Source organism: Dyella choica, assembly GCF_003977665.1.
Taxonomy (GTDB): domain Bacteria; phylum Pseudomonadota; class Gammaproteobacteria; order Xanthomonadales; family Rhodanobacteraceae; genus Dyella_B; species Dyella_B choica.
Genome location: NZ_RYYV01000023.1, coordinates 19389 through 41661, shown reverse-complemented (window position 1 = coordinate 41661; position 22273 = coordinate 19389). Strand labels below are relative to the sequence as shown.

Annotated in this window: 9 protein-coding genes and 1 tRNA gene; 4 read left to right on the top strand and 6 right to left on the bottom strand. The window is 61.2% G+C overall.

Annotated features, from left to right (window positions below):
- Nucleotides 1-119 precede the first annotated feature (119 nt).
- The 4 genes from EKH80_RS20590 to EKH80_RS20575 all read right to left on the bottom strand — a co-directional run bounded on the left by EKH80_RS20590 (nucleotide 120) and on the right by EKH80_RS20575 (nucleotide 5842).
- The gene (locus EKH80_RS20590) at nucleotides 120-626 is read right to left on the bottom strand and encodes an RICIN domain-containing protein (protein ID WP_126686679.1); all 507 of its coding nucleotides are present in this window, start codon (nucleotides 624-626) and stop codon (nucleotides 120-122) included.
- Between the two features lie 264 nt (nucleotides 627-890).
- Nucleotides 891-1253: a hypothetical protein gene (locus EKH80_RS20585; protein WP_230473857.1), complete on the bottom strand. Its 363-nt coding sequence runs from the start codon at nucleotides 1251-1253 to the stop codon at nucleotides 891-893.
- Between the two features lie 852 nt (nucleotides 1254-2105).
- A complete protein-coding gene (locus tag EKH80_RS20580; protein WP_126686678.1) occupies nucleotides 2106-2564 on the bottom strand; it encodes a hypothetical protein in 459 nt (152 codons plus the stop codon).
- A gap of 20 nt (nucleotides 2565-2584) precedes the next feature.
- Nucleotides 2585-5842 (bottom strand): nSTAND1 domain-containing NTPase, encoded by a 3258-nt coding sequence (locus tag EKH80_RS20575; protein WP_158628910.1) that lies wholly within the window; start codon nucleotides 5840-5842, stop codon nucleotides 2585-2587.
- A gap of 251 nt (nucleotides 5843-6093) precedes the next feature.
- Here EKH80_RS20575 and EKH80_RS20570 point away from each other — a divergent pair.
- A tRNA-Gly gene (locus tag EKH80_RS20570) sits at nucleotides 6094-6169 on the top strand.
- 190 nt (nucleotides 6170-6359) lie between these two features.
- On the opposite strand, the gene EKH80_RS20565 is transcribed toward EKH80_RS20570, so the two are convergent.
- Together EKH80_RS20565 and EKH80_RS20550 are read right to left on the bottom strand one after the other, a co-directional pair.
- Complete coding sequence (locus EKH80_RS20565) at nucleotides 6360-16943, bottom strand: autotransporter-associated beta strand repeat-containing protein (protein WP_158628909.1); 10584 nt, start codon at nucleotides 16941-16943, stop codon at nucleotides 6360-6362.
- Between the two features lie 81 nt (nucleotides 16944-17024).
- The gene (locus tag EKH80_RS20550) at nucleotides 17025-17840 is read right to left on the bottom strand and encodes a sulfotransferase family protein (RefSeq protein ID WP_126686674.1); all 816 of its coding nucleotides are present in this window, start codon (nucleotides 17838-17840) and stop codon (nucleotides 17025-17027) included.
- Nucleotides 17841-18057: 217 nt separating this feature from the next.
- Between EKH80_RS20550 and EKH80_RS20545 the strand changes: the two genes are divergently transcribed.
- The 3 genes from EKH80_RS20545 (at nucleotide 18058) to EKH80_RS20535 (ending at nucleotide 22061) form a co-directional block, all read left to right on the top strand.
- On the top strand, nucleotides 18058-18753 hold the full coding sequence (locus EKH80_RS20545; RefSeq protein ID WP_126686673.1) for a LuxR C-terminal-related transcriptional regulator: 696 nt from the start codon (nucleotides 18058-18060) through the stop codon (nucleotides 18751-18753).
- A gap of 20 nt (nucleotides 18754-18773) precedes the next feature.
- The gene (locus EKH80_RS20540; RefSeq protein ID WP_126686672.1) at nucleotides 18774-20717 is read left to right on the top strand and encodes a sensor histidine kinase; all 1944 of its coding nucleotides are present in this window, start codon (nucleotides 18774-18776) and stop codon (nucleotides 20715-20717) included.
- A gap of 321 nt (nucleotides 20718-21038) precedes the next feature.
- The gene (locus tag EKH80_RS20535) at nucleotides 21039-22061 is read left to right on the top strand and encodes a hypothetical protein (protein ID WP_126686671.1); all 1023 of its coding nucleotides are present in this window, start codon (nucleotides 21039-21041) and stop codon (nucleotides 22059-22061) included.
- Nucleotides 22062-22273 lie beyond the last annotated feature (212 nt).

Genomic DNA, 22273 nt, shown 5'->3' with positions numbered 1-22273 from the left:
TCGGCTGTTCATGCGGCTTCCCCCGAAGGGGGGCTGAAGTCTCTGCAGGCTGGGGGACTACAGCATGGAAAAGGGCAAGAGTGCCAAGGCACCCTTGCCGCGCGTTTTTGTCGCAACAGCTACGCCGTTGCCAGCTGGTCAGCCATGGTCGCGTAGGCTGCGCCCAAAAGCAGTTGGGTAAGCCACTGCTGTGCGTCAGTGCCATTGGCGGCCCACAGTTGCAATTTATTGTTTGGATTTGTTCCGCTGCCGTTGTTGTCCAGCATATATATGGTGCCGGAAGTGGAAGCCCCTATGTTTTCGAGGCTCAGGTAATTCGTCCATATCCACTGCTGATTTTCATCGAGTGCATTCGGCTGGGCGAGGACTAGCGGCGCGCCGTTTTGTGCGCTTCCGGAAAATGACAGGCAAAGAATGGGATTCAATGCGTCATTGGGGTTGAATAAATAGATCCGATTGTCGCTGCCGAATTGCCACAGCTGGGTTGTTGTGTTGCCGCTGTAGTCAATGGGATTCAATAGAACCGCTGCGCCACTTCCTACGGATACCGCTTGTGCGCACATCATTGCAGATATGTTCCCAGCATAGGTCAGGAGTACCGGTATCGACAGATTGAGCGATGCCATTTGAGTTTCTCCTCGGGTAAATGGCTACTTGCACATAGCCGTTAAGAAATGACTGGAATCGTTCGTCCTGAGCAATTTCAATCCCGCCGCGCTCGGCATGCGACCTTGCGCGGTGACTGCAAAGCAGCCAGTTGCGCGATTGCTTTGCAAACACTGCATCCTTATGCGCCCATGGGCGCGAGATGGAGCAAACGAAGGCAGGAGAGCCTCCGTTTGCCGTTCTCAGCGCAGAAGCGATGCCCCGCTTTCAACGGAGCGACCGAATCAGTCGCTCGTTACCCCTGTCGCAGCTACGTAGGTATAGGGGCCATTCGGACTTTGCTGCGCAATCCAGCCCGCGCTGTATCCACTCCCCCAGGGTTTGCCGGTATTGAAGGGGGACGGGTTGCTGTCCCAGGTCCAGGCGATACAGTCTTGCGGGTTAGCCGGAGGAGACCCGCTATACAGCATGAGTTGACCCTGTTGCGCCCGGAAGGGAGCAGTGGTCGTATACGCGATGTAGCACATGCCCTGATATTCGTACAGCAGAAGATTCCAAGAATAAGTGGCCGAGATGTTAACGGGACCTACGTCGTCAGCTGCCAAGGCAGCTCCCACGCCTGCGTCTTGAGTGTCTGAGTGCTTCATAAGTCAACTCCTGGTAATAGATCGGAAACCGCGCATGTGGCATGCGCCTCTTGCGGCCCATGGGCCACCCTTCCATTGCGTGTGCTTTCTAGACCATTGGATTCCCTCCATTCGTTGCTGGTTGACGGCAACGGCTGTTGGCCGATGCAGTGAAAAAACTTATCCGGCATCGGGGAGGGGAATTCTTCTGAAATGCTTCCGCCGCTTAAGTGATTGATATGCATGCCTCATCGTCATCGCGACAAACGGGTGATGAGCATCGGAGCTATGGAAGGGCGGGGGCGGTTGCGGTTGCTACACTGCCGCGGCGTGGCGTGGCAGTCCTCTGTCCAGGCTGGAAGGGGCCTGGTCGGACGGTTGAATAATGAGTACGTAACAATCGCCCGCGCGGTAGAAGGCTTTCTGAAGAGGGTTTCGCGCAGGTGTCGGCTAGCTTGCGCCGTATCGATCGTCGCCGCCGTTCAACTGGCTATCGACTTGCGCGGGTCCGGGTACACGACGAGACCACCGAACGGAGGGTTGATCAGGTGAAAGTGCTGGATCCCCCCCCCTGCACGCACCTGATTAGCTATGTCTCAGCTGGCGCGCATCTGCTCCCTCCCCTACGTGTAGTAGGGGAGGGCTGGGGTGGGGTGAAGCAAGCTCGCGGTGAGCTCAAACACGGCGGCAAGCTCGTACAACCCCACCCCGCCCCTCCCCTGCAAGCAGGGGAGGGAGTTGCATGCCTCATAGCTGAGACTCGAGCTAATCAGGTGCACGCAGGAGAAGATGGGGTGAGGCGTATCCCGAACACCCGATGTCTCGCGAAGGGGCAGTCGTGGTGCTTAGCCCTGTGAACCCGGGTTGCGATCATTAGGAACCCGGGTTGGGATCGTTGGTAACCTGGGGATCGGGACTTTTGATGGCTATATAGGGTTTGCTGGGGTCTCTGGCAATCAGAATGATGCCGAATATTCGTTTAAGCGGGAACGTATTGTTGTAGAGGATGTTTATCTCGTCTTCGGCGATGGTTACGCTACTGATTTCTTCCGTAAGAATGACACCATTGGCCAGATCGGTGCTGACGTTCGCATACACGAAATGTAGGGATAGCGATGGGGGGGTGCATAGCTGGTAGTTGAAAGAGATTTTTCCTGTGAGGCGCTCGATGGACAACTTGCCGGTTGCGCGGTTTTCCATCTTGACGCCCTCTGGCGCGGACAGTAGCGAAAAATCCCAGTAATAGCCCGGAAGGGAGGTCAGGTCAGCGAATTGTTCTTTCAGCTTGATGGTGACCTGGATATCGATGGAGGTGACATCGGTTGTAATCATCTGCATGCATTCCTTGTGGATTAACGGATGGCATCAAGGTAACTGGTTCTTCGATAACCGAATTGAGCGAGTTGGTTGATGAGTGGGGTGGCTTTGTCACGATCGCCCAAGCAGAGATTGGCTCGTACCATGGGATCGAGTGTGAGGTAGTCCCGGTTATTGTGCGCGAATGCCTCGGTGGCCAGGCTTAGCGCCTGGCCACATGCATCCAATGCCAGGGCGGGCTGTCCTTTGGCATTCTCAGCACGGGCGAGGAGTATCAGGCCAGTAGCAATGCGTTGCTTCTGCTCCAGGCTTTTCGTGCCGTTGACGTTTTTCATCATCGTCAGCGCGGTGCTTAGCTGCGTTAGCGCGTCTTCTGGATGGTTGAGCTGCAGCAGCGACTCGGCGACCTTGATGTGAGTGGCAGCTTCTAGTGTCCGCCAGTTCGTATTCTTGGGGTCGAGCCGCGTCAATGCCGACAACTTGGTTGCAACGGCGAGATCTCCTGACAATGCTTGCTGCGATTGGCCAAGATCGTCGAGAACCATGTTTTCGAGCAGATCCAGTTTGATCGCCGTGCGTTGCCATAACCGGTTATCCGCGTCGTGTTGCAGCAGTGCATGGACCAGGGGCTCGGCCGAATGAAGCTCCATCGCTGCCTGGCGATCCTCGCCCATGTTGATCAGCAGTTCGGCATGAAGCTGCAGTGCGGCAACCAGGCGATAGGTCCATTGGTATTCGGCGGGCGCCGCTACCTGCAAGGCCCGCAACTCCGTTTGCTCTTGCTCGTAGAGAGACAATGCCTCCTGCAGATCGCCATTCGCCTGCCGGGCCGAGGCTAGCCAGGACAGGCTGTCGGCGAGCTCGGCGCGCAGGCCACGATCATTCGGGTGTTTGGTCAGTGCGCGGCGCTTCAATTGGATGGATGCCTCGAACTCCCTTGCGGCACCGGCTTCGTCGCCCCGCGCCCGCGCGACGGAGCCAAGACTGTTGCGTGCATAGGACACTTCGATCCACGCATCGACATTCTCGGGCTCGCGGGCACTCATGCGATCGGAGTAGTAAAGATATTGCCGAAAATACCGTTCCGCGCCATCGAGATCGCCCTGGTCTAGACGGATCTGCCCCAACCAGAAGGCGTCGGCACCTAGATCCTTCAGCAGCGCAGAGCTCTCCAGATGCTGTGCCAGATTGCTATCCAGCAGGGTCTTGGCTTGCAGCAAGGCATCACGGGCGCCGTCGGAGTTGCCATGGGCGCGTGCTACTTCGGCAATGGTTTGCAGGGCGAGCGCCTGTTGTTCTCGTGCAGCAGGCGAAAGATCCTCCGGCCGTTGCTGACGCAAGTAATACAGCGCTTTGCTGCCTACGCCGCCAAGCAGATCGAGTTTCCCCAGTGGCCGGAGCTTGTCGGCCAGCTCCCCGAGCATATAGCCCATCAAGCCTTCCGCTTCCCGTTGACGTTGTTTGGCGACGATGGATGCCCGATGGGCAATCAGACCGAAACTTCCGGCGACCAGACCTAGCGCGGCAAAAGCAGCAACCACAAGGAGTCGCAGCCGTTCTGCATGCTTCACGCGGCGGACAGACGCAGCGATGAAGGCGCGCACCTCTGCACTAAGCGGTATCGTCGTCTGCTCAACCAGCTCACGAGCTTCTTCCAGTTGCCGCCCTCGCGACAGCAGGCGGTGGACGTGCCGGTTGTCGCCCAGCCAAAGCTGGGTCAGGCTTTCGATGCGGCTGCGAGTGCGTAATGCCTGCCGATGCGCTGCGATCCACTCCGCGACGCGCGGCCATTGCCGCAACAACGCTTCGTGCGCAACGCCGAATACCGGTTGCTCGTCTGCGATCAGGCTGACGAACAGGCGCTGTTCCACCAGCGTGTTCACTAGCGCCCGCTCGGCTTCGTTCTGCAGAGTCGACCAGGGAGCATGATGGCCGCTGACCGTGTCGTCGCTGGCGCTCAGTCTCACCAGCAGTGAAAGGATGCGTGGCAAGGTGGATTGCACGGTATGGGGAAGGCCGGCTAGCGTGGTCTCGGCACGCCTTCCCAGCGCACCTTCGATACCGCCCAGGCGGCGGTACGCCGCTATGGTTAAATCACCAATCTTGTCGCGTTGCAGATAAAGTTCCTGCAGCGTGTATTGCATCAACGGCAGGGCGTCGGGGCTGTTGGCGGCATCGTTGCAAAGCACGTCGTCCAGCCGAGCGCGAGTGACTTGATCAAGGCCGAAGCGAAGCCCCGCCGCTTCCGCCGGCAGGCGCACCATCAGCGCGATCTCGGCGCGGGTAGGCGGAAGCAAGTCGAAATGCCCGCCGGTGGCCTTTGCTTCCATCAGTAACGGCTGTTTGGCGACATGCGGGTAGAAGTCGTTGCGGCAAGCGGCGAGCACGATGAAGGCGCCGCTGCGAGCCAGTACCTTGAGGGTGGCAAGGAACTGCTGGCGTTGCGTATCTTCTACGGCCGGTGCCGAGAAGATTGCCTCAAGCCGATCCACGAACAACACAGCGCGCGCCTGTGGCTGGCGTACGTTGAAGTACCTCAGTGCACCCAGCACCGCATCGGGTGTTTGCAGCAGCTTCATCCCAAGACCGTCGGCACTATGGCCTTCCAGCAAGGGCTTGCCGTCGACGTCCAGGTCGATCAGCCCGGCACCCAACGAGGTGAGCAGGCTGGCGTCGCCGATACCGCCAAGGTCGAGGGTCGTGGAAGCGACCACTTGGATGTTTTCATCGTAACGGCCTAGCGCCGGCAACAGTCCCGCCTGGACCAGCGAGGTTTTGCCACAACCGCTCGGCCCGAGTACGAGCACGAAAGCGCATCCGGTTCGCACTTGTGCCAACACCGCAGCGTGCAATTGCTGGATCGCCGTATCGCGGCCGAAGAAGACGGATGCATGCTCTGCGCTGAAGGCATCGAGGCCAACATAGGGCGATCCAGCCGACCAACCCTTGCTGTTGACCGGCGTGGCTCCGCCGGGGGCCAGCGATACCTGTGCCAAGGTGCGGTAGCCGCGCTTGCGCACATTCTCGATATACACAGGTTGGCCCGCGCTGTCGCCCAGCGCGCGCCGCAATTGCGTCATAACCTTGTGGACCTGGTTTTCGCCGACGATCACCCCAGGCCAGCAACGACGCAGCAGTTCGTCGGCGCTGAGGACCTGACCGGCTTGCTCGCACAGCGACACCAGCACGTCCATTGCGCGGGGTTCGACCTGCACGCGTTCGCCATCGCGGCACAGCGTGCACGTGGATGGCTCCACCAGCCATCCACCAAAATGGAAATCCTTGGCATTCATTGGCGATCCCCTGTTACCGCCCCATACCGACCAAACTTGAAAACGACTCTGTAGCAGGTCCCCCGTGGTCGTATTGCGGCCGCACGTAGCCATTTGGCCGGTGAATGCCTGAAAGCCAGGAGACCGCAGCCAGGCAGGATGCCATCCCCCGAACCCGCCAAGGCTCGCTGGAACTGTGTGAAGGAAATGAATACGGCGGGTTTGGGGCGCTTGACGAATCGAATCCAGGCGATAAAATGGGCGGCTCCAGTGCGGGAATAGCTCAGTTGGTAGAGCACGACCTTGCCAAGGTCGGGGTCGCGAGTTCGAGTCTCGTTTCCCGCTCCAGAATTTGGTGACTGCACCATCCCTTAAGGCCAGCTCTCAGAGCTGGCCTTAAGCTTTTCTGGAGTTGAGGGCGCTGTGCAGCGAGTAGGCTGGGATGACAATCCCAGCTTTGCACGCGACACCTCGATGCTGGGATTGCCATCCCAGCCTACGCGTTGGGCGTACCTGCTTTGGCAATGCGCCCATCGGTTCAGAACGAGTAAGTAAGGCTCAGGTGCGCGGCCTGATCGTTGATGCGGTGAGCGAACTGTCCGTTGTAGGTCGCATCCAGCGAGAAGTGGGGTGTGGCGAGGATGCGCATGCCCGCGGTGATGGCCATGGCATTGTGCGCCACGGGTACGCCTTGCACGGTGAATGCATCACTGCCGCTGCTCAACTGCATGGCGGCGGTGGCATTAGTATCGCCCCATGCATGCTGCCAGCCCAGGCTGGCGTGCGCTTGCACGGTGCCTTGCGGGTTCAGCTGCAGCGCCCCGCGCAAACCTAAGGTCCCATAGGTCTGTGTGTTGTTCTGTGCATCGCCTTTGAGCGCGGCTGCCGTACCGGACTCGGTGAAAGTGTCCGTATGCAGCCGCTGTGCGGCCAGGTCAACGAACGGTGCCAGCGTGCCGTGGCTCGACGTGAACCCATAGCTGCCGTCCAAATAGGCATGCACGGTATTGGCATTGGATCGGCTGGTGTTGATGCCGGCTGCGCTGGGGAGGCCGATATGGCGATCGGCGTCCACGCTCTGCCAACCGTAGAACGCGCCCCCCATCAGGCGGAACCCGCCGGTCTGCAAGCTGGCGTACAAACCGGCGTGACGGGTATGTACATGCGCAGAAGAAGCCAGCGCGTCGACGCTGTCGGAAAGATTGCTTGTGCCGATCAGGCCACCTATGCGCGCGACGTCGCCCAGGGGCGCGTCCATGCCAAGCAGCATGCCGCTGCCGTTGGCATTGAGTGTGGACGCATTGCCATCGCCCTGATGATTGCCGCCGCGGGCTGTTGCCTCAGTCCACACGGTGCTGCCGTTGTCCATCTGACCCATCTGGCCGCTGCTGGCCTGCGTCCAATCCAGCAGATGAATCGTGACGGCATCGCGCAGATTACGCTCGTCGTCCATGATGGCGGTACGGACCGAGGCATGGATTTCGCCGCTCATCTGATCGAAAGCCTTGCGCGAGGTGTTGGCATCCGACAGCAACAGGGCATCGTAGATGACGTTGCCGTAGTTCAGCTTGTCGAGGCTGGTGGCCACGGCGACTTCGTTTGGCGTTTTCGCCACCGCAGTGAAATCGATGTTGTTCCTTTGCAGGGTCAAGGTCACATCGTTGCTGCCGTAACTCAATGTCGGTGTCAGGAATACGAAGTTGCTGCTGGCAGAGGCGAACTGTCCGCTCACTCCACCTGCGGCGGTAAGAATGGTGTATTGGGTGCGTGGCAGCCAGTTCCCGCCGTCAGCCACCACCAAGGCACTGCCAGCCAGATTGGCGGCGCCGCCCACGGTGACCAGGCTGGCCTGTCCGTCAGGCGTTGCCTCCACTTCCAGTGCGCCGTTGGCGGCTTGCATGTAGTTGCCCTTCACGGTGAGCGTACCGATCGAGCCACCCGCCCATACCGTGCCGGTATTGGTCACGCTGCCGCCGATAGTGCCATGGCCACGCAGCATGGCGCCGCTATCCACGGTGACGTTGCCACCGAGATAAGCCGAGGGAGTGGCCGCATCGCCAACTTCCAGCGTGCCGTTCTGCACGGTGGTGACGCCGGTAAAGCTGCTGCTGTTGCTGTCCAGAATCAGCAGTCCCGCACCCGTCTTGGTGATCGTGCCGTTGCCGTCGATCGCGCCATGGAAAATGCCATGATTGGTCTGGTTGAAAACCAGGTTCGCATGGTCGGTAACGGCACCGGGCAGACTGCTGCTGTCAACAATCAGGCCGCCCGCACTGATGATGGTGGCGCCCGCATAGCTGTTTGTGCCAGTCAGCGTCAGCGTGCCGCTGCCTTGCTTGGTAAGCGAGCCGCCACCGGAAATCTTGCCGCTGAAACTCACCGCATCGCTGCGGTCAAAAATCAGCATGCCGTTGTCGACGACATCGCCGGTCACCGCGCCGGTAGTACCACCATTGCCGATCTGCAAGCTGCCCGCGCTGATCGTGGTGCCACCGCCATAGCTGTTGTTGCCCGTGAGGATGAGGCTGCCAAGGCCGGACTTGGTCAACGCGCCGCTGCCGCCTACTGCCTGGCTGACGGTGAAGCTGTTCATGGCATCCGTGATATTCAGATTGCCACCGCTGCTGCCAAGCGTTATCGCACGCGCCGTACCGCTAAAAGTATGGCCCGTGACGGCCAGCGTGCCACCATTGATAGTCAATGCACCGCTTGCCGCGCCAAGGCTGGCATCACTGGCTACCGACAACACGCTGTTGTTTATCGTGGTTCCACCATGGTAGGTGTTGACGCCGGTGAGCGATTCGCTGCCGTCCGACAGCACCAGGCCGCCGTTGCCCGTGATGACACCGGTATAACTACCCGTGACGTGGCTCAAGGTCAGCGAGTTGTTGCCGAGGACGACCACGCCATCGCCATTGAGATTGTTCATCGATACATCCGCCGTGCTCGCCGATACATCGAGCGTGCCGTGATTGATGACACTGCTGGAATCCGACAGGCTGCTCGTCAGTGTCAGCGTGGCATTGCTGGCGATCGTCGTGGCTCCGGTATAGGTGTTGGCGCCGGCGAGTGTTTCATGGCCGCTTGCCAGCGTCAGGCCGCCGCTGCCACGGATGACACCACTGAAGCTGCCGTTGGCTTGGGTAAGGGACAGCGTCCGGCCGCCGAGATTCACACCGCCATTGCCGCTCAGCGAGGTGATCGATACATCGTTGGCGCTGCCGCTGATATCTAAGCTTGCCCCGTTGGCTACGCTTACGTTGCTGGAACTGGCGATGCTGCCGCTGCCTGACAAGGCCAACGTGCCGGCACTGATCGAAGTGCTGCCGGTATAAGTATTGGCGCTGGTAAGCGTCACGCTACCTGCGCCGATCTGGCTGATCGAACCGCTACCGGAAATAAAGCCGCCAAAGTTGACAGCATCGCTGCGGTCGAACAACAGCGCACCGTTGTTGACGACGTTGCCGACTATCGCACCGGTGTTGCCGCCGTTACCGATTTGCAAGCGGCCAGCGTTGATCGTGGTGCCGCCGGTGTAGGTGTTGTTGCCCGCAAGCACCAATGTGCCGAGATCGCTCTTTGCCAATCCACCGGTGCCGGTGAGCACGTTGTTGATCGTGGCCGTCATGCTGGCGCCGGCACTACTGCCATCGCCCACGCGAATAACCGGTGCGCTGCCGTTGCTGCCCGTCAGCACGAGCGAGTCACCGGTAAGCGTGTAGCCATCCACATCGAATTGCATGCCGGTGGCGCTGACCTGGCCGCTGCCGTTATCCACCGTTACCGTGCCCGCCGTGCCGCCAAACACCGCAAAGCCGGGTTGCGGTTGGATCGCCACGTTCGGTGTAGCGCCGCTGCTGTCGGTCCACATTTGCGACGTGGTGGACCAGGTGCCGCTGCCGCCGCCCATCTGCGTCGCGGAGGCTTGGCCGTTCGCGTTCCACACATTCAAGGTGAGGCCACTGGTATCGATCAGGTTGATCTGCTTGCCCGCCGTCAGGTTCTGTAATTGCAGAGTCTGGCCAGCGGGCGCATTGCCTAGCGTGATACCCCCGTTGCTTTCGCTCAGCGTGCCGCCGTAGGTGAACACGTTGTACAGGCCCGGCCCCATGCTGCCGGCATCGGTCACATTGAGGATAACGCCATTGAGCGAAAGGTTGCCGCCCACTCGTACGCTGGTGCCGCTGCCAAAGCTCTGGAAATTCGCCGCAGGGGCGCCGAACGATTCGTTGAGCACGCTGTTCTGGGCGGCAGTGAAGTCTCCGTTTACCGTCAGCGCGCCGAATGCGGTGCCGGGCGTGACGCTGCCGCCGGCTTTTACGCTGACGTCGCCACCTATCGTGCCAAGACCGAGCAGCGTGGCGCCGCTGTCGACGATGACGTTGCCACCCAGTACCGCGGAGTTGCCCACCGTGCTGCCCACGATCAGGCTGCCGTTAGCCACTGTCGTGGTGCCAGTGAAAGCGCTGTTGTTACTATCCAGCGTCAACGTACCTGGGCCTTGCTGCACGATGGAGCCGTTGCCCGTGATCGTGCCGCCATAGCTCACGGCATCGCTGCGACTGAACACCAGCGTGGCGTTATCGGTGATATTGCCGATCACCGCGCCACTGATGCCGCCGTTGCCGATCTGCAGCGTGCCGTTGCTGACCGTGGTGACGCCGGTGTAGGTGTTGTTGCCTGTCAGCGTCAATGTGCCGGTGCCGATCTTGGTCAGGCCGTCGCCAGTGCTTTGCCCGCTGAACGAGCTATCGTCGATGACGCCGCTGAGGGTGTCGTTCTGGTTCAGTCCGCCAAGCGTGAGAGTGAGCGGCAGGGGATTGTTGTTGGCGTCGTCGTTGCTGCCCAGCAGAATGTTGCCACCGCCGGAGAGCGAGCCGATGGAGATGGTGGCGGAATCGCCGGGAACTCCGGTGAGAAATACTGCGCCGCCGGTGTTGTTCACCACCGTGGCATCGGCCATATCGCTGTTGCCAAAGAATCCAAGCACACCGCCCGTATAGGCGAATGGGTTGCCGATCTGGCTCCCGCTCGGCGTGGTACCGCTGGCGGCATTGGTCAGCACCGCGTAGCCCGCTGTGGCATCCGACACCGTTACCATGCCGGCGTTGTTGAGTTGAGCCGCGCCGATACCGGCACCGCCGATAGTGCCGGACGAGCCGGCTGCCATGTTGATGATGGCCGATCCCAGCGACGTGTTGTTGCCAAAGCTTATCGAGGCGTTGCCGCTGACGTTGATCGTGCGCGAACCGGCGCTGACGATGCTGCTGCCGTGGCCGATGAAGTCGAGCGCGCTGTTTGCATTGACCGTGACATCCCCACTGCCCAGGGCGCCGGTCGCCTCGACGGTGACGTCGGAGGTGCCGCTCTGCGTGTTGTTGATTACCGTGCCGCCCTGGTAGCTGTTGCTGGCATTGGTCAGTATCAGGGTGCCGCCGTTGATGCCGGTAAAGTTCAGGCTGCCGTTGCCGTTGATCACGCCATCGAGTTGCAGCTGGCTGGAACCGGTGTTGCTTATCGTATTGCTGCCAGCACCCAGCGTCACCGCCGCAGAAGTGGTGAGATAGACGTTTACCAGCTCCAGCGTGCCGCCATTGAGATGGAATGCAGAGGTGCTATCCAGTGCCTGTGCCGAATCGCCCATCAGGGTGGTGCCACTGTTGATCGTGGTGACGCCGGTGTAGCTGTTGTTGCCGGAGAGTTGCAAGGTGCCGCCGTCCAGCGTCAAGTTGCCGCTGCCGTTGATGCTGCCGCTGAACGGGTTGATCATGATGGCATTCGTTACGGCTAGCGTTTGCGCACCAAGGTTGATGCTGCCGCTACCTGACAACGCCCTGATCGATGTACCGCTGGTTCCGCTGATATCCAGCGTGCCGCCGCTGTTTATCGTTACGACATGGGAGCTGGCGATGCTGCCGTTGCCCGATAGCGCAAGGGTGCCGCCATTGATCGTCGTGAGACCTGTGTAGGTGTTGGCGCCGGTGAGTGTTTCCGTGCCGCCCGACAAGGTGAGCGCGCCGTAGCCGCTGATCACTCCACTAAACGTATCGGCTGCGTTGGTAAACTTCAGCGTTTGCGAGGTACTGCCAGCGTTGACGCTACCGCTACCTTGCAACGAAGCGATCGATGCCCCGCCGTTCGTGCCCTCGATGCTGAAGTTGCCACCCGCGACGACGTCGATGGTGCTGTTGGCGAGGTTGCCGCCATTCAACAGGTCGAGTTCGGCGCCTGCGTCGATCGTGGTGATTCCGCTGTAGGTGTTGACGCCGGTGAGCTGCGTTACACCGTTGGTGAGAGTGAGTCCTCCAGAACCGTCGATGACGCCATCGAATCTGCCAGCACTGGTCAGAGTAAGCGTCTGGCTGCCCAGATTCACGCTGCCGCTGCTTTGCAGCCAAGGAATCGACGCGCCATGGGCGGTATTGCTGATATCGAAGATAGCGCCGCTATCCACCTCCACGTACAACGTGTTGGCGATGCTGCCGTTGCCGGCGAGCGCCAGCGTGCCTTGCTGGATGGTGGTGTTGCCGGTGTAGGTGTTGACGCCGCCCAGGATCAGCGTGCCGTAATCCGTCTTGCCTAGGTCGATGTTGCCCGTCAGAACGTTATTGATGGTCGCTGTGGTACTGGCACTGGCGGTGGTGCCATCGCCCACATTGATGGTGACCGGATTGATGCCGCTCAAAGCGAGCAGATTCAGCGCATCGCCCTGCAATACATAGCCGTTGGTAAAAAACTGCATACCGGTGGCGATGACCTGACCACTGCCGTCATCCACCGTTACCGTGCCTGCCGTGCCGCCAAACACGGCGAAGCCGGGTTGCGGTTGCATGGCCATATTCGGCGTATCGCCCTTGGTGTCGGTCCACATTTGTGATGTGGCAGACCAGGTGCCACTGCCACCACCCATCTGCGTCGCGGAGGCTTGGCCGTTCGCGTTCCACACATTCAAGGTGAGACCGGTGGTGTCGATCAGGTTGATCTGCTTGTTGGCTTGGTTGATGGTGAGGTACTGCAGCTGCACCGTCTGGCCGGAAGGCATGTTGCCCAGCACGATGCCACCGTTGCTCTCGCTCAGCGTGCCGCCATAGGTGAACAGGTTATAGATGCCCGGCCCCATGTTGGAGCTATAGGCATTGAGCGTAAGGCCATTGAGCGCAAGGTTGCCCTTCACCTGCATGTTGGTGCCGGTGCCGAAGGTCTGGAAGCTTGCGCCGGGCGCGCCGAGAAACAGATTCAGCACACTGCCTTGTGCGGCAGTGAAGTTGCCGTTCACGGTCAGCGTACCGGTGAGGCTGCCTGGCGTGACGTTGCCGCCGGATTGCACCGTGACATTGCCGCCGATCGTGCCGAAGCCGCCGAGCGTGGCACCGGTGTTCACGATCACATTGCCGCCCAGCGTGGCGTTGCTGGCAGGGGAATAGCCCACCTGCAGCGTACCGTTCGCCACCGTGGTGGTACCGGTGAAAGCGCTGCTGTTGCTGCCAATCAAGACCAGCGTTCCCGCACCTTTCTGGATCAGGTTGCCGTTGCCGGAGATGGCATTGCTGTACAGCACCCCATTGCTTTCGTTGAACACCAGCGTGCCGTTATCGACGATGTCGCTGGCGATCGCGCCGCTATTGCCGCCATTACCGATCTGCAGGCTGCTGTTGTCGATCGTGATGCCGCCGCCGAACCGGTCGGTGCCGGTAAGCAGCAGTGTGCCAGCGCCGGACACGTCAAGGTGGCCGTTGCTGCTGATCGACTGGCTCACGGTGAAGGCATTGGTGGCATCTGCAATGTCGATCACGCCACCGTTGCTGGTGAGGTTGATGGTGCGGTTCGTGCCGGTATACGTATTGCCGGTGACTTGCAGCGTGCCGCCATCGAGTGTGACGGCGCCCGCGACGGCGCCGAGGTTGCCGTCGCTGGATACCGACAGAGTGCCGCCGCTGATCGTGGTGCCGCCGCTGTAGAGATTGGTGGCGGTGAGCACCAGCGTGCCGCCGTCGATTTTCCGCAAAGTGCCGGGTGCGGTGCCGTCGCTGATGACACCGGCAAGGGTGCCAGTCTGGCTATTGGCGACATCGAATGTCGTCGTGCCACTCAAGGCGAACGTGTTGCCGAGCGACAAGCCGTCCGCAGCGAAGTTGAGTCGGGTGCCGGTCGCCATGCTGGCGCCGCCGGTACCGAGCGCGAGATTGCTGCCTGCGGCCACTGCACCCGCATCGATCTGCACGCCGCCGCTGAAAGCAGCGTCGCCGGTGAGGATCAGCGTGCCACTGCCTTGCTGTACCAGCGAGCCGCTGCCGGTGAGGGTATTGCTGAACGTGACGGTATCGCTGCGGTCAAAGACCAGCGTACCGTTATCAATGATGTTGCCAGTGATCGAACCCGTCGTGCCGCCGTTGCCGATCTGCAAGGTGCCGCTGCTGATCGTGGTGCCGCCAGCGTAAGCATTCGCGCCGGTGAGAACCAACGTGCCGCTACCTTGTTGCACCAGCTTGCCACTGCCGCTGATCGTGCCGGCGAAGGTGAAGGCATCGCTGCGGTAGAAAGCTAGCGTGCCGTTGTCGGTGATGTCGCCGACGACCGAGCCGCTGGTTCCGCCGCTGCCGAGTTGCAGCGTGCTGCCGCTGTCGATGGTCGTGCCGCCGGTATAGGTGTTGGCGCCCGTGAAAATCTCCGTTCCGCCTGACAGTACGAGACGGCCCGTGCCGCTCATGATGCCTTTGTAGGTGTCATCCTGGGCACTGGTGAGTGTCAGGGTCTGGCCGCCGAGCATCACCTTGCCACCGCCGGCGAGTGTGGTGATCGACGCGCCGCTATTGGTGCCGGAGATATCCAGTGTGCTCGAACTGCCGACCAGCACCGAGTTGGACATGGCGATGCTGCCGCTGCCCGACAGCACGAGATTGCCGCCGTTGAGCACGGTGGCGCCGGTATACGTGTTGACGCCCTGGAACGCGACGTTGCTGCCGTTTTGCAAGGTCACGTCGCCACCGCCGGAGATGACACCGGCCAGCGGGATGCTGGTGCTATTGACGAAGGAAATCCCACCGATGTTGGCAAGATTGCCGACGATCGAGCTGCCCGTTTCGACTTGCAACAAGCTGTTCGAGGTGATGGTGCCCGTCGTACTCAGTGTGCCGGACAGATCGGTGAAGCCATTCGGCGTGAGCGTGATGTTGGCGCCTTTGACCGTGGCACCTTGATTGACGGAAATGTTGCCGTTGGTGGTTGAAAGCGACACGTCGCCCGCACCGCCGTCGAGCATGGAACCATTGATGACGGCCAGATTCTGACCATTGACGAGACTGAAGCCATTGGCGGAAAACGAACCGATCTGCTGAATGGCGTTGGTGTTGGTGTCGAGCGTCGTGCTGCCCGTCGAACCGCCAGTGAGCAGGCTGGCGGATAGCGTGGCATTGGGTAGTTCAGCGATTCCGCCAGTGCTGGTGAGCGAAGCGGTGCCGCTGATGGTCCACGACTTGTCCAACTCGATGCCGCCGCTTGTAACGGTGATGTTGCTCAGCGCCGCCGTGCTGCCTACCGCGCCGTCGAAAGTGCTCTTGCCGGCGGTCGAGATCGTCAGGTCATGCGAGCCATCGATCGTTGAGCTGAAATCGATGTTGCCGTTCTGGTTGTCGGTGAGCGTTATATCGTTGGTGATACTTACTGCGTTGCCGAATGTCTGGCCGCCACCGTTACTGGTGACGTTGTTGCCGAGCGTGGTCGACGCCTCGCTGGTCAATGTGCCGATGTTCACTGCACCCAGCGTGATCGTGTTTCCGGTGCCCGCGATATTGAGCGTGCCGCTGCCACTGATGTTTCCGGAGATGGCGAAGGCGGGCGTATTTACGTTGACATTGGCGGTGCCGTTGACGATCAAAGCGTTACTGCCGAGCGTGCCACCGTTGAGATCCAGCCCGGCGGCATTGGCGTCAATGGTGGCGGTGCTGCCGCTGTCGATCTCCACCACGCCGTTCAATACCGATCCGCTTTGGAGCGTGAGCGTGCTGTTGCCACCGGTGAAGTGCACGGCATCGCCGCTGGTGCCGGGTTCGCCGGGCGACTTCTGGTGAGCAGTGTTGCCGGCTGCGCCTGCCTGGCCGCCACTGATGCTGCCGACGTTGGTGATCGTCAGGTTGCTGCCCAGAATGCCCGCGCCGCCTGTGCCACCGTTGCCGGACGTTCCGTTCACAAAGGCGTAGCCGCCTCTGCCACCCGCGCCGCCGGCAATGCTGCCCGCGTTGTAGAACACGAAGCCGCTGCCGGTAACGCCTGCACCGCCGGTGCCGCCAAGACCAATGCCGTTGTACCCCTCGCCGCCTAGGCCACCCGCGCCGCCGACGATGCTGCCGATATTGATGATATTGCTCGTGCCGGTGCTGTTGATGGCAGCGCCGCCTTGCCCACCCGCGCCTGCACTACCCCAATGGGGGTCGCGGAAACCAGCATGACCACCCATGCCGCCCGCACCACCGGTAATGGTGCCGGTGGTGGTCAGATTGAAGCCGGTGCCACCCAGCGCCGTACCACCCGCACCGCCGTTACCACCATTCCCGCTGTAGCCGCCTGCGCCTTCGCCGCCGCCGCCACCGTTGCCACCCGCTCCGCCGGTGATGCTCCCGACGTTGCCGAGCTGGAAGGCTCCTGTGCCACGGATACCATAGCCGCCGTTGCCCCCGGTGCCTCCATTACCACCAAGGGGAACGTTGGGCTGTCCAGGGATCCCCAAGCCGTCGCCACCATAGCCCGCAGTGCCGCCAATGCCGCCCACGACCTGGCTGCCGGTACCGATGCAAAACGCCTGGCTGGAGCCGGCCGCCGCAACGTCGCCACCGTTGGTGCCATCGTGCCCAGGGCCGCCATTGACACCGTTGGTGCCGCTGCCACCCGCCGCTCCGGCCGTGCCCGTCACCGAAGCGATGGCGGTGCAGCCGGCGGCCGCCAGGGCCGGTGTGAACGACAGTGCCAGGCCCAATGCCGCGGCGCAGGCCATCGCCAGCGCGCGGTTGCGCGGTAGCGGCGTGTCCGACGTGCTTTGTGTGCCGCCGCGCGGTGCGTGTGCGAGTTCGGAAGCCACCTGCACGGTGCCCGTGGCACGATTCCAGACCAAACGGTAGATGCGGTTCACGGTGTTGCCCCTGTCATGAATGGCGACGCAGATCGATGCATCGTTTGCTGATTGGTTGATGTGTTGTGCAGTCGTTTGGCTTCAAACGATGCGCACGCCGCGTGGATTGAGCTGCGGATCGCGCCAGAACGGATCGTTCTCGAAGCGGCGAAACAGATCCGGCGGCAAAATGCTTTGCCGTGCCGTGGCGCCAACGCGAGGGCGTACGTGATGCAGCCCCGGTGTACCGGCGCGTTGGTCGAAACCCTGGTCGTCGAAGCTGACGTGCTCGAAATCGTGGGCGAAGGCAGGTTCGCCGATGAAGTCGTACACTGCGGCGAGGGCGCGTGCCGGATCATTGACCAGGGTGTCGTATTGCAACAGCATCAGGTTGCCGGCGTCTCCGCCGAAGTACGCTTCTTTCAGCGCGTTGTAGGCATAGCCCACCATGCCGTCGCCATTGACCAATCCTTCGACGCGCGAATACACCGTGCCGCCGGCTTGGTAGTTGAAAATCGAAGAGGGCTGGAAGCTGTTGTTGCGGATCAGCCGTTCGATGCTGTCGACGATCCATGCGGTGTCCCGCACGCAGGCGATGACGCGCGCGTCGGGAAACAGCGTTTTCAGGGCGGGCAGCCGTGTGCACCACGCCCGGCTGGTGTCGAACACCACCTCGGCATCGGCCTCGCCGTCGTAGTAGTTGGCGATGAGACCGCGCAGGACACGCTGGCGCTGCGCATCGTTGATGAAAACCGAGAACTCGTTTTGCCCGCTCAACTCGTGCAGCAGGGTCGTGAACATGCCGGCGACCGGGCCGCTCATGCCAGCATGGAAGCGCGGGTTCTGTTGCAACAGGGCAGACAGCAGCGTGGATCCGGATCTGGGCAAACCGGAGATGAAATGAAAGCGGCGTTGCATGTATCCCCCTGTAGCTTGCCGCAGCGCATCGCCAGCCGCCTCCATCGGAAAGGGAGCAGCGGACGAGGGGCGCTCGGCCAAAACGGGGGAATCCTGAGGGCAGGGTGCCATGCCGTCTGTAGAACAAAGACGCTACAAACGGCGTGGCCCGCCGTGTCTTAAAATGACTCGTTTCGAGTTAGCATTGCCGGTTGGGGAAGGGGAGACGGGGTTTTACATGGCATTGCCGGCAAGCGGCCAAAATCTGCCCCTGATCCACGTTGCCATCGTGGAGGACGACCTGGATTTCAGGCAGACCCTGATCGAGGCGATCGGGCATGCCCAGGACATCCGGCTTGCCGGCATTGCCGGAACGCGCGCCGAAGGCATGCGATTGCTGCTGGGGGCTCCGGCCGATGTGCTGCTGGTGGATCTGGGGTTGCCGGATGGCTCGGGTGTCGATGTCATCAACGCCGCCGCACTGCAGTGGAGCAGTTGCAGCATCATGGTCAGCACCAACTTCGGCGATGAAACCCATGTCATGCGTTCGATCGAGGCAGGGGCAGCCGGTTATTTGCTGAAAGACAGTTCCCCCGCCAGGATCGTTGACGAAATTCGTAGCCTGGCCAGCGGCGGCAGCCCGATCAGCCCGATCATTGCACGGCAGGTGCTGACCCGCTTCCGGCAAATCAGGACTGTGCCTGCAGATAAGTCGATGGCCGCGGACGAATCAGTGCAACTTCTGTCCGAGCGCGAGAAAGAAGTCCTGGAACTCATTACCAAGGGCTTTACCGCCAACGAAATCGCCCGGCTGATGGAGCTGTCGCCCTTTACGGTGCGCAGCTTCGTGCGGCGCATCTACACCAAGCTCAAGGTCACCTCCAAGGCGGAAGCCATTTATGAAGCGAGAAACCTGGGGCTGTTGAGCGACTAGCGAGCAAAACCAAGCACTGCATGAGATACCGTCCTTCGCCCTTTCTTGCCAACGCGGTGTTGGTTGTTTCACTGCTTTTGCTGGTTATCGTGGGCATCTTCTATTCGGGTGCCGGCAGCCAGCAATCATCGGCAGCCAGCCTGCATCTGACGCAGGCGGATTGGCAGGTCGACGATGCGCAGGGTTTCAGTGCGCCGCCGCCGATGCTGGACAGCGATTCCTTGCCGAACGCCTGGCAGCATGCCGCGCTGCCCCTGGCCCCACCCATAGCCTTGTTGCGCCAGGCCCGTACGAAAGCCAACGCCACGCTCGTCCACACCACCTGGATCAGGCTCTCCGTCCCGGCTTTACCCGCCTATACCGGCCCTCTGGCGCTATATGGCGCACGAATCAAGACCGACGGCACCATTGCGGTGTATGTCAACGGCCGGCTGGTGTATCGGGCGCAGGAACAAGGACCTCTGTGGAACGGAACGCGCACTCCGTTGTGGATCGTGCTGGATAGACAGGCCAATAGTGCGCCCGTGAGCGAGGTCCTTATCCGCCTGGAGCACACCCAAAGCACGCGGGTGGCAGTGGCCTCGTTATGGTTGGGCCCTGTCGAGCCGCTGAAACGGCGCTACTACCTGCGCCGGTGGCTGCAGCAGGAACTGCCGGCGATCTTGAGCATGGCGTTCCTGACCGTCGGCATTTTTGCGCTGTTCGTGTGGTTCAGGCGCCGCCACGAAACTAGCTATCTGCTCTTCTTCAATCTTGCCGTCACTTCGTTCCTGCGCAGCCTGCATTTCTATATGGGCGTGCCGATCGCCAATGACTGGTTCGCATGGCTGACGGTCAACTCGCTGATGTGGCTGGTCGTGGTGGTGCACTTCTTTCTGTGTCAGTTGCATGGCCGCAAGCTCATAGGGTTCACCCGTGCGCTGGTCGGGGTCGCTGGCGTGATTGGCGTGCTGACGATGCCGGCGCTGGCCGTATTGCCGAACACGCCCAAAGTCACGCCGCTGATCTATCCGATAGCGGCGCTGATGGGCGCATCGGTCGGATGGGTGGGAGGCGTCAACGCCTGGCGTCGCTCCAACGAAGGGGTCCTGGTGGCGATCGGTGTCGGTATATGTACCTTGTTGGGCGTGTCGGACTGGCTGCTGCAGAACAATTTCGTCAGCCCCGAAGGCTGGTATTTCGGGGCTTACTCCAATGCCATCACGTTCGGCATCTTCGGCACCCTGATGTACCGGCGCTACGTCAATGCCATCAGCGAGGTCGAGCAGGCCAACGCGAATCTCGCGCAACGCCTGCAAGAGCGCGAAGCTGAGCTTGAGCTCAGTCATCAGCGGCTGCGTGAAGCGGAGCGGCAGCAAGCGATCAGCAAGGAGCGGCAGCGCCTGATGCAGGACATGCACGACGGCCTCGGCGCATCCCTGATCAGTGCGATTCGCTCGGTCGAGCGCAGAACGGTCAGCGAGCTGGAAATTTCGCAGCTGCTCAAGGGCTGCCTCGACGACCTGAAGCTGACCATCGACTCGATGGAGCCGGTCGAAGCCGACCTGCTGCTGTTGTTGGCCACGCTGCGCTTTCGCCTAGAGCCCCGCCTGGAGGGAACCGGCACCGCCTTGCTCTGGGAGGTGCAGAAGCTGCCGACCCTGGCGTGGCTCGATCCGTCCAGCGCACTGCACATCCTGCGCATCGTGCAGGAGAGCATTGCCAACATTCTTCACCATACGCACGCCAGCGTCATCCGTGTAACCACTGCCGTCGAAGGTGCCGGCGTGCAAGTTGTGATTGAAGACAACGGCCAGGGTTTCGATGTGGCAGCCGCCCTTTGGCGAAACAGCGGACGCGGCCTGCAGAATCAGCAGCGTCGTGCGCAGGCCATTGATGGGCGCGTTGCGTGGGTGTCGGGAGAGGCTGGCACGCGATTTACGCTGTGGCTGCCACTGCAACGTGGAAATTTCACACCGGCGTGAAGGCATTCGGCAATCGTTGTCTACGATATTTTCCTAGTGCCGTCATATTTTCTTCATATAGCGTTGTCGGTATGCTCGATCAGTCGCGGCGTCAGATTCCTCGGGGGAGGGATTGCACGTCTTGCGCTTGCGACAGGGAGAAAAGACTCAGGGCAAGACCCAAGGGCTATCGCACTGGCGATGCGTTCGATTGCGGATCGGCGTTCAAGCTGTCATCCGCACGGGCACGTGTGCCTGCGAAAGGCCTGCCTGGATGGGCAGGCGCTGCAAGGCGCCCGCTCAGTGACCTTTCAATCCTGATTTTTTTGTGGGGAGTACGCAATGCAGTCCAAGCAAGCATTTGGCATTCGTCGTATCGCCAAGCTCATAGCGGTGGCCGGATTGGTAGGCGCGGGGACGTTCCTGTCCGCCGCCGCTGCTTCCGCCTACGACATCACCGCAGATGCACAAGCCCAGGCGCTGAAGTCCTGGCATGAAACGATGCGGCACATAGCTACGCCCGCCGCGGGTTGTTTCCACGCTGCGTATCCCAGCGTCATCTGGGAAAAGGCCTCCTGCGGAACCACCAGCTATCGGTCCAATCCGCACGTAAACAACAGTGCGGCCGAGACCGTCGGCAATGGCAATGACTACGCCGCCGGCACCTCCAGCCTCACCAGTTCGGCAACCGGCAGCTTCCCGGTCGTGACGGGAGTGACGAGCGAAACCGGATCGAGCGGCGCCAACGATTACACGTTGCAGCTCAATACCAATCTGGCCAATGGCTCGCCCGCTTGCGCCAGCTATGGCTATTCGAGCTGCCAGGTGTGGGAGCAGTTCATCTACTCGTCCAACTACGGTAGCGCGGGCGCGCAGGTGTTCATCCAGAACTGGATGTTCATTCCGACGCATGCCAGGTGCCCGGGCGGATGGAATCACTACCGCACAACCTCCTACAACGGCTGCTACAAGAACAGCAATGCCGTCAATTCGGTCACCGTTCCGGCGACCCAACTGGCGAACATGAAGCTGGCCGGTGTGGTCGCGGCAAACGGCAACGACACGGTGACCTTCACCAACGGCGCCAACGCGTATGCGGTGAGTGAAGCTGACAGCACGCTCGATATCGCTGATGTGTGGAACCAGTCCGAGTTCAATATCGTCGGCAACGGTGGCGGCTCGGCGGCCACCTTTAACACCGGCTCGTCGGTCACGGTCAACGTGCAGGTCAACGATGGCAACACGAACGTTCCGAGTTGCCTGGCCAATGCCGGCTCGACCGGTGAAACCAACAATCTGAACCTTGGCTCGTGCAGCGCCACCGGCGGCACTTCGCCGTCTATCCAATTCACCGAGTCGAACTGATCGTTGCAAACCGCTGCACGCTGCATCGGATGAAGCGGAAGCGCCGAGGGGCTCATGCCCCCCCGGCGTTTTAATTTGGCAGTACGGGATCCAGCCCGGAACCTCGGCCAGCGAGGGAGGGGCTGCCTTTTCATCGTCCTCGGGGCGACGGGGTGGGGTGGACAGCTGGTCGTGCCTTGGGGCTGATCAGGAAGGCGGTGGGGCACGGCACT

What these genes read in the sequence shown, in the direction of transcription:
- EKH80_RS20590 (WP_126686679.1), bottom strand. Translation starts at nt 626, where the DNA reads ATGGCATCGCTCAATCTGTCGATACCGGTACTCCTGACCTATGCTGGG.
- EKH80_RS20585 (WP_230473857.1), bottom strand. Translation starts at nt 1,253, where the DNA reads ATGAAGCACTCAGACACTCAAGACGCAGGCGTGGGAGCTGCCTTGGCA.
- EKH80_RS20580 (WP_126686678.1), bottom strand. Translation starts at nt 2,564, where the DNA reads ATGATTACAACCGATGTCACCTCCATCGATATCCAGGTCACCATCAAG.
- EKH80_RS20575 (WP_158628910.1), bottom strand. Translation starts at nt 5,842, where the DNA reads ATGAATGCCAAGGATTTCCATTTTGGTGGATGGCTGGTGGAGCCATCC.
- EKH80_RS20550 (WP_126686674.1), bottom strand. Translation starts at nt 17,840, where the DNA reads ATGCAACGCCGCTTTCATTTCATCTCCGGTTTGCCCAGATCCGGATCC.
- EKH80_RS20545 (WP_126686673.1), top strand. Translation starts at nt 18,058, where the DNA reads ATGGCATTGCCGGCAAGCGGCCAAAATCTGCCCCTGATCCACGTTGCC.
- EKH80_RS20540 (WP_126686672.1), top strand. Translation starts at nt 18,774, where the DNA reads ATGAGATACCGTCCTTCGCCCTTTCTTGCCAACGCGGTGTTGGTTGTT.
- EKH80_RS20535 (WP_126686671.1), top strand. Translation starts at nt 21,039, where the DNA reads ATGCAGTCCAAGCAAGCATTTGGCATTCGTCGTATCGCCAAGCTCATA.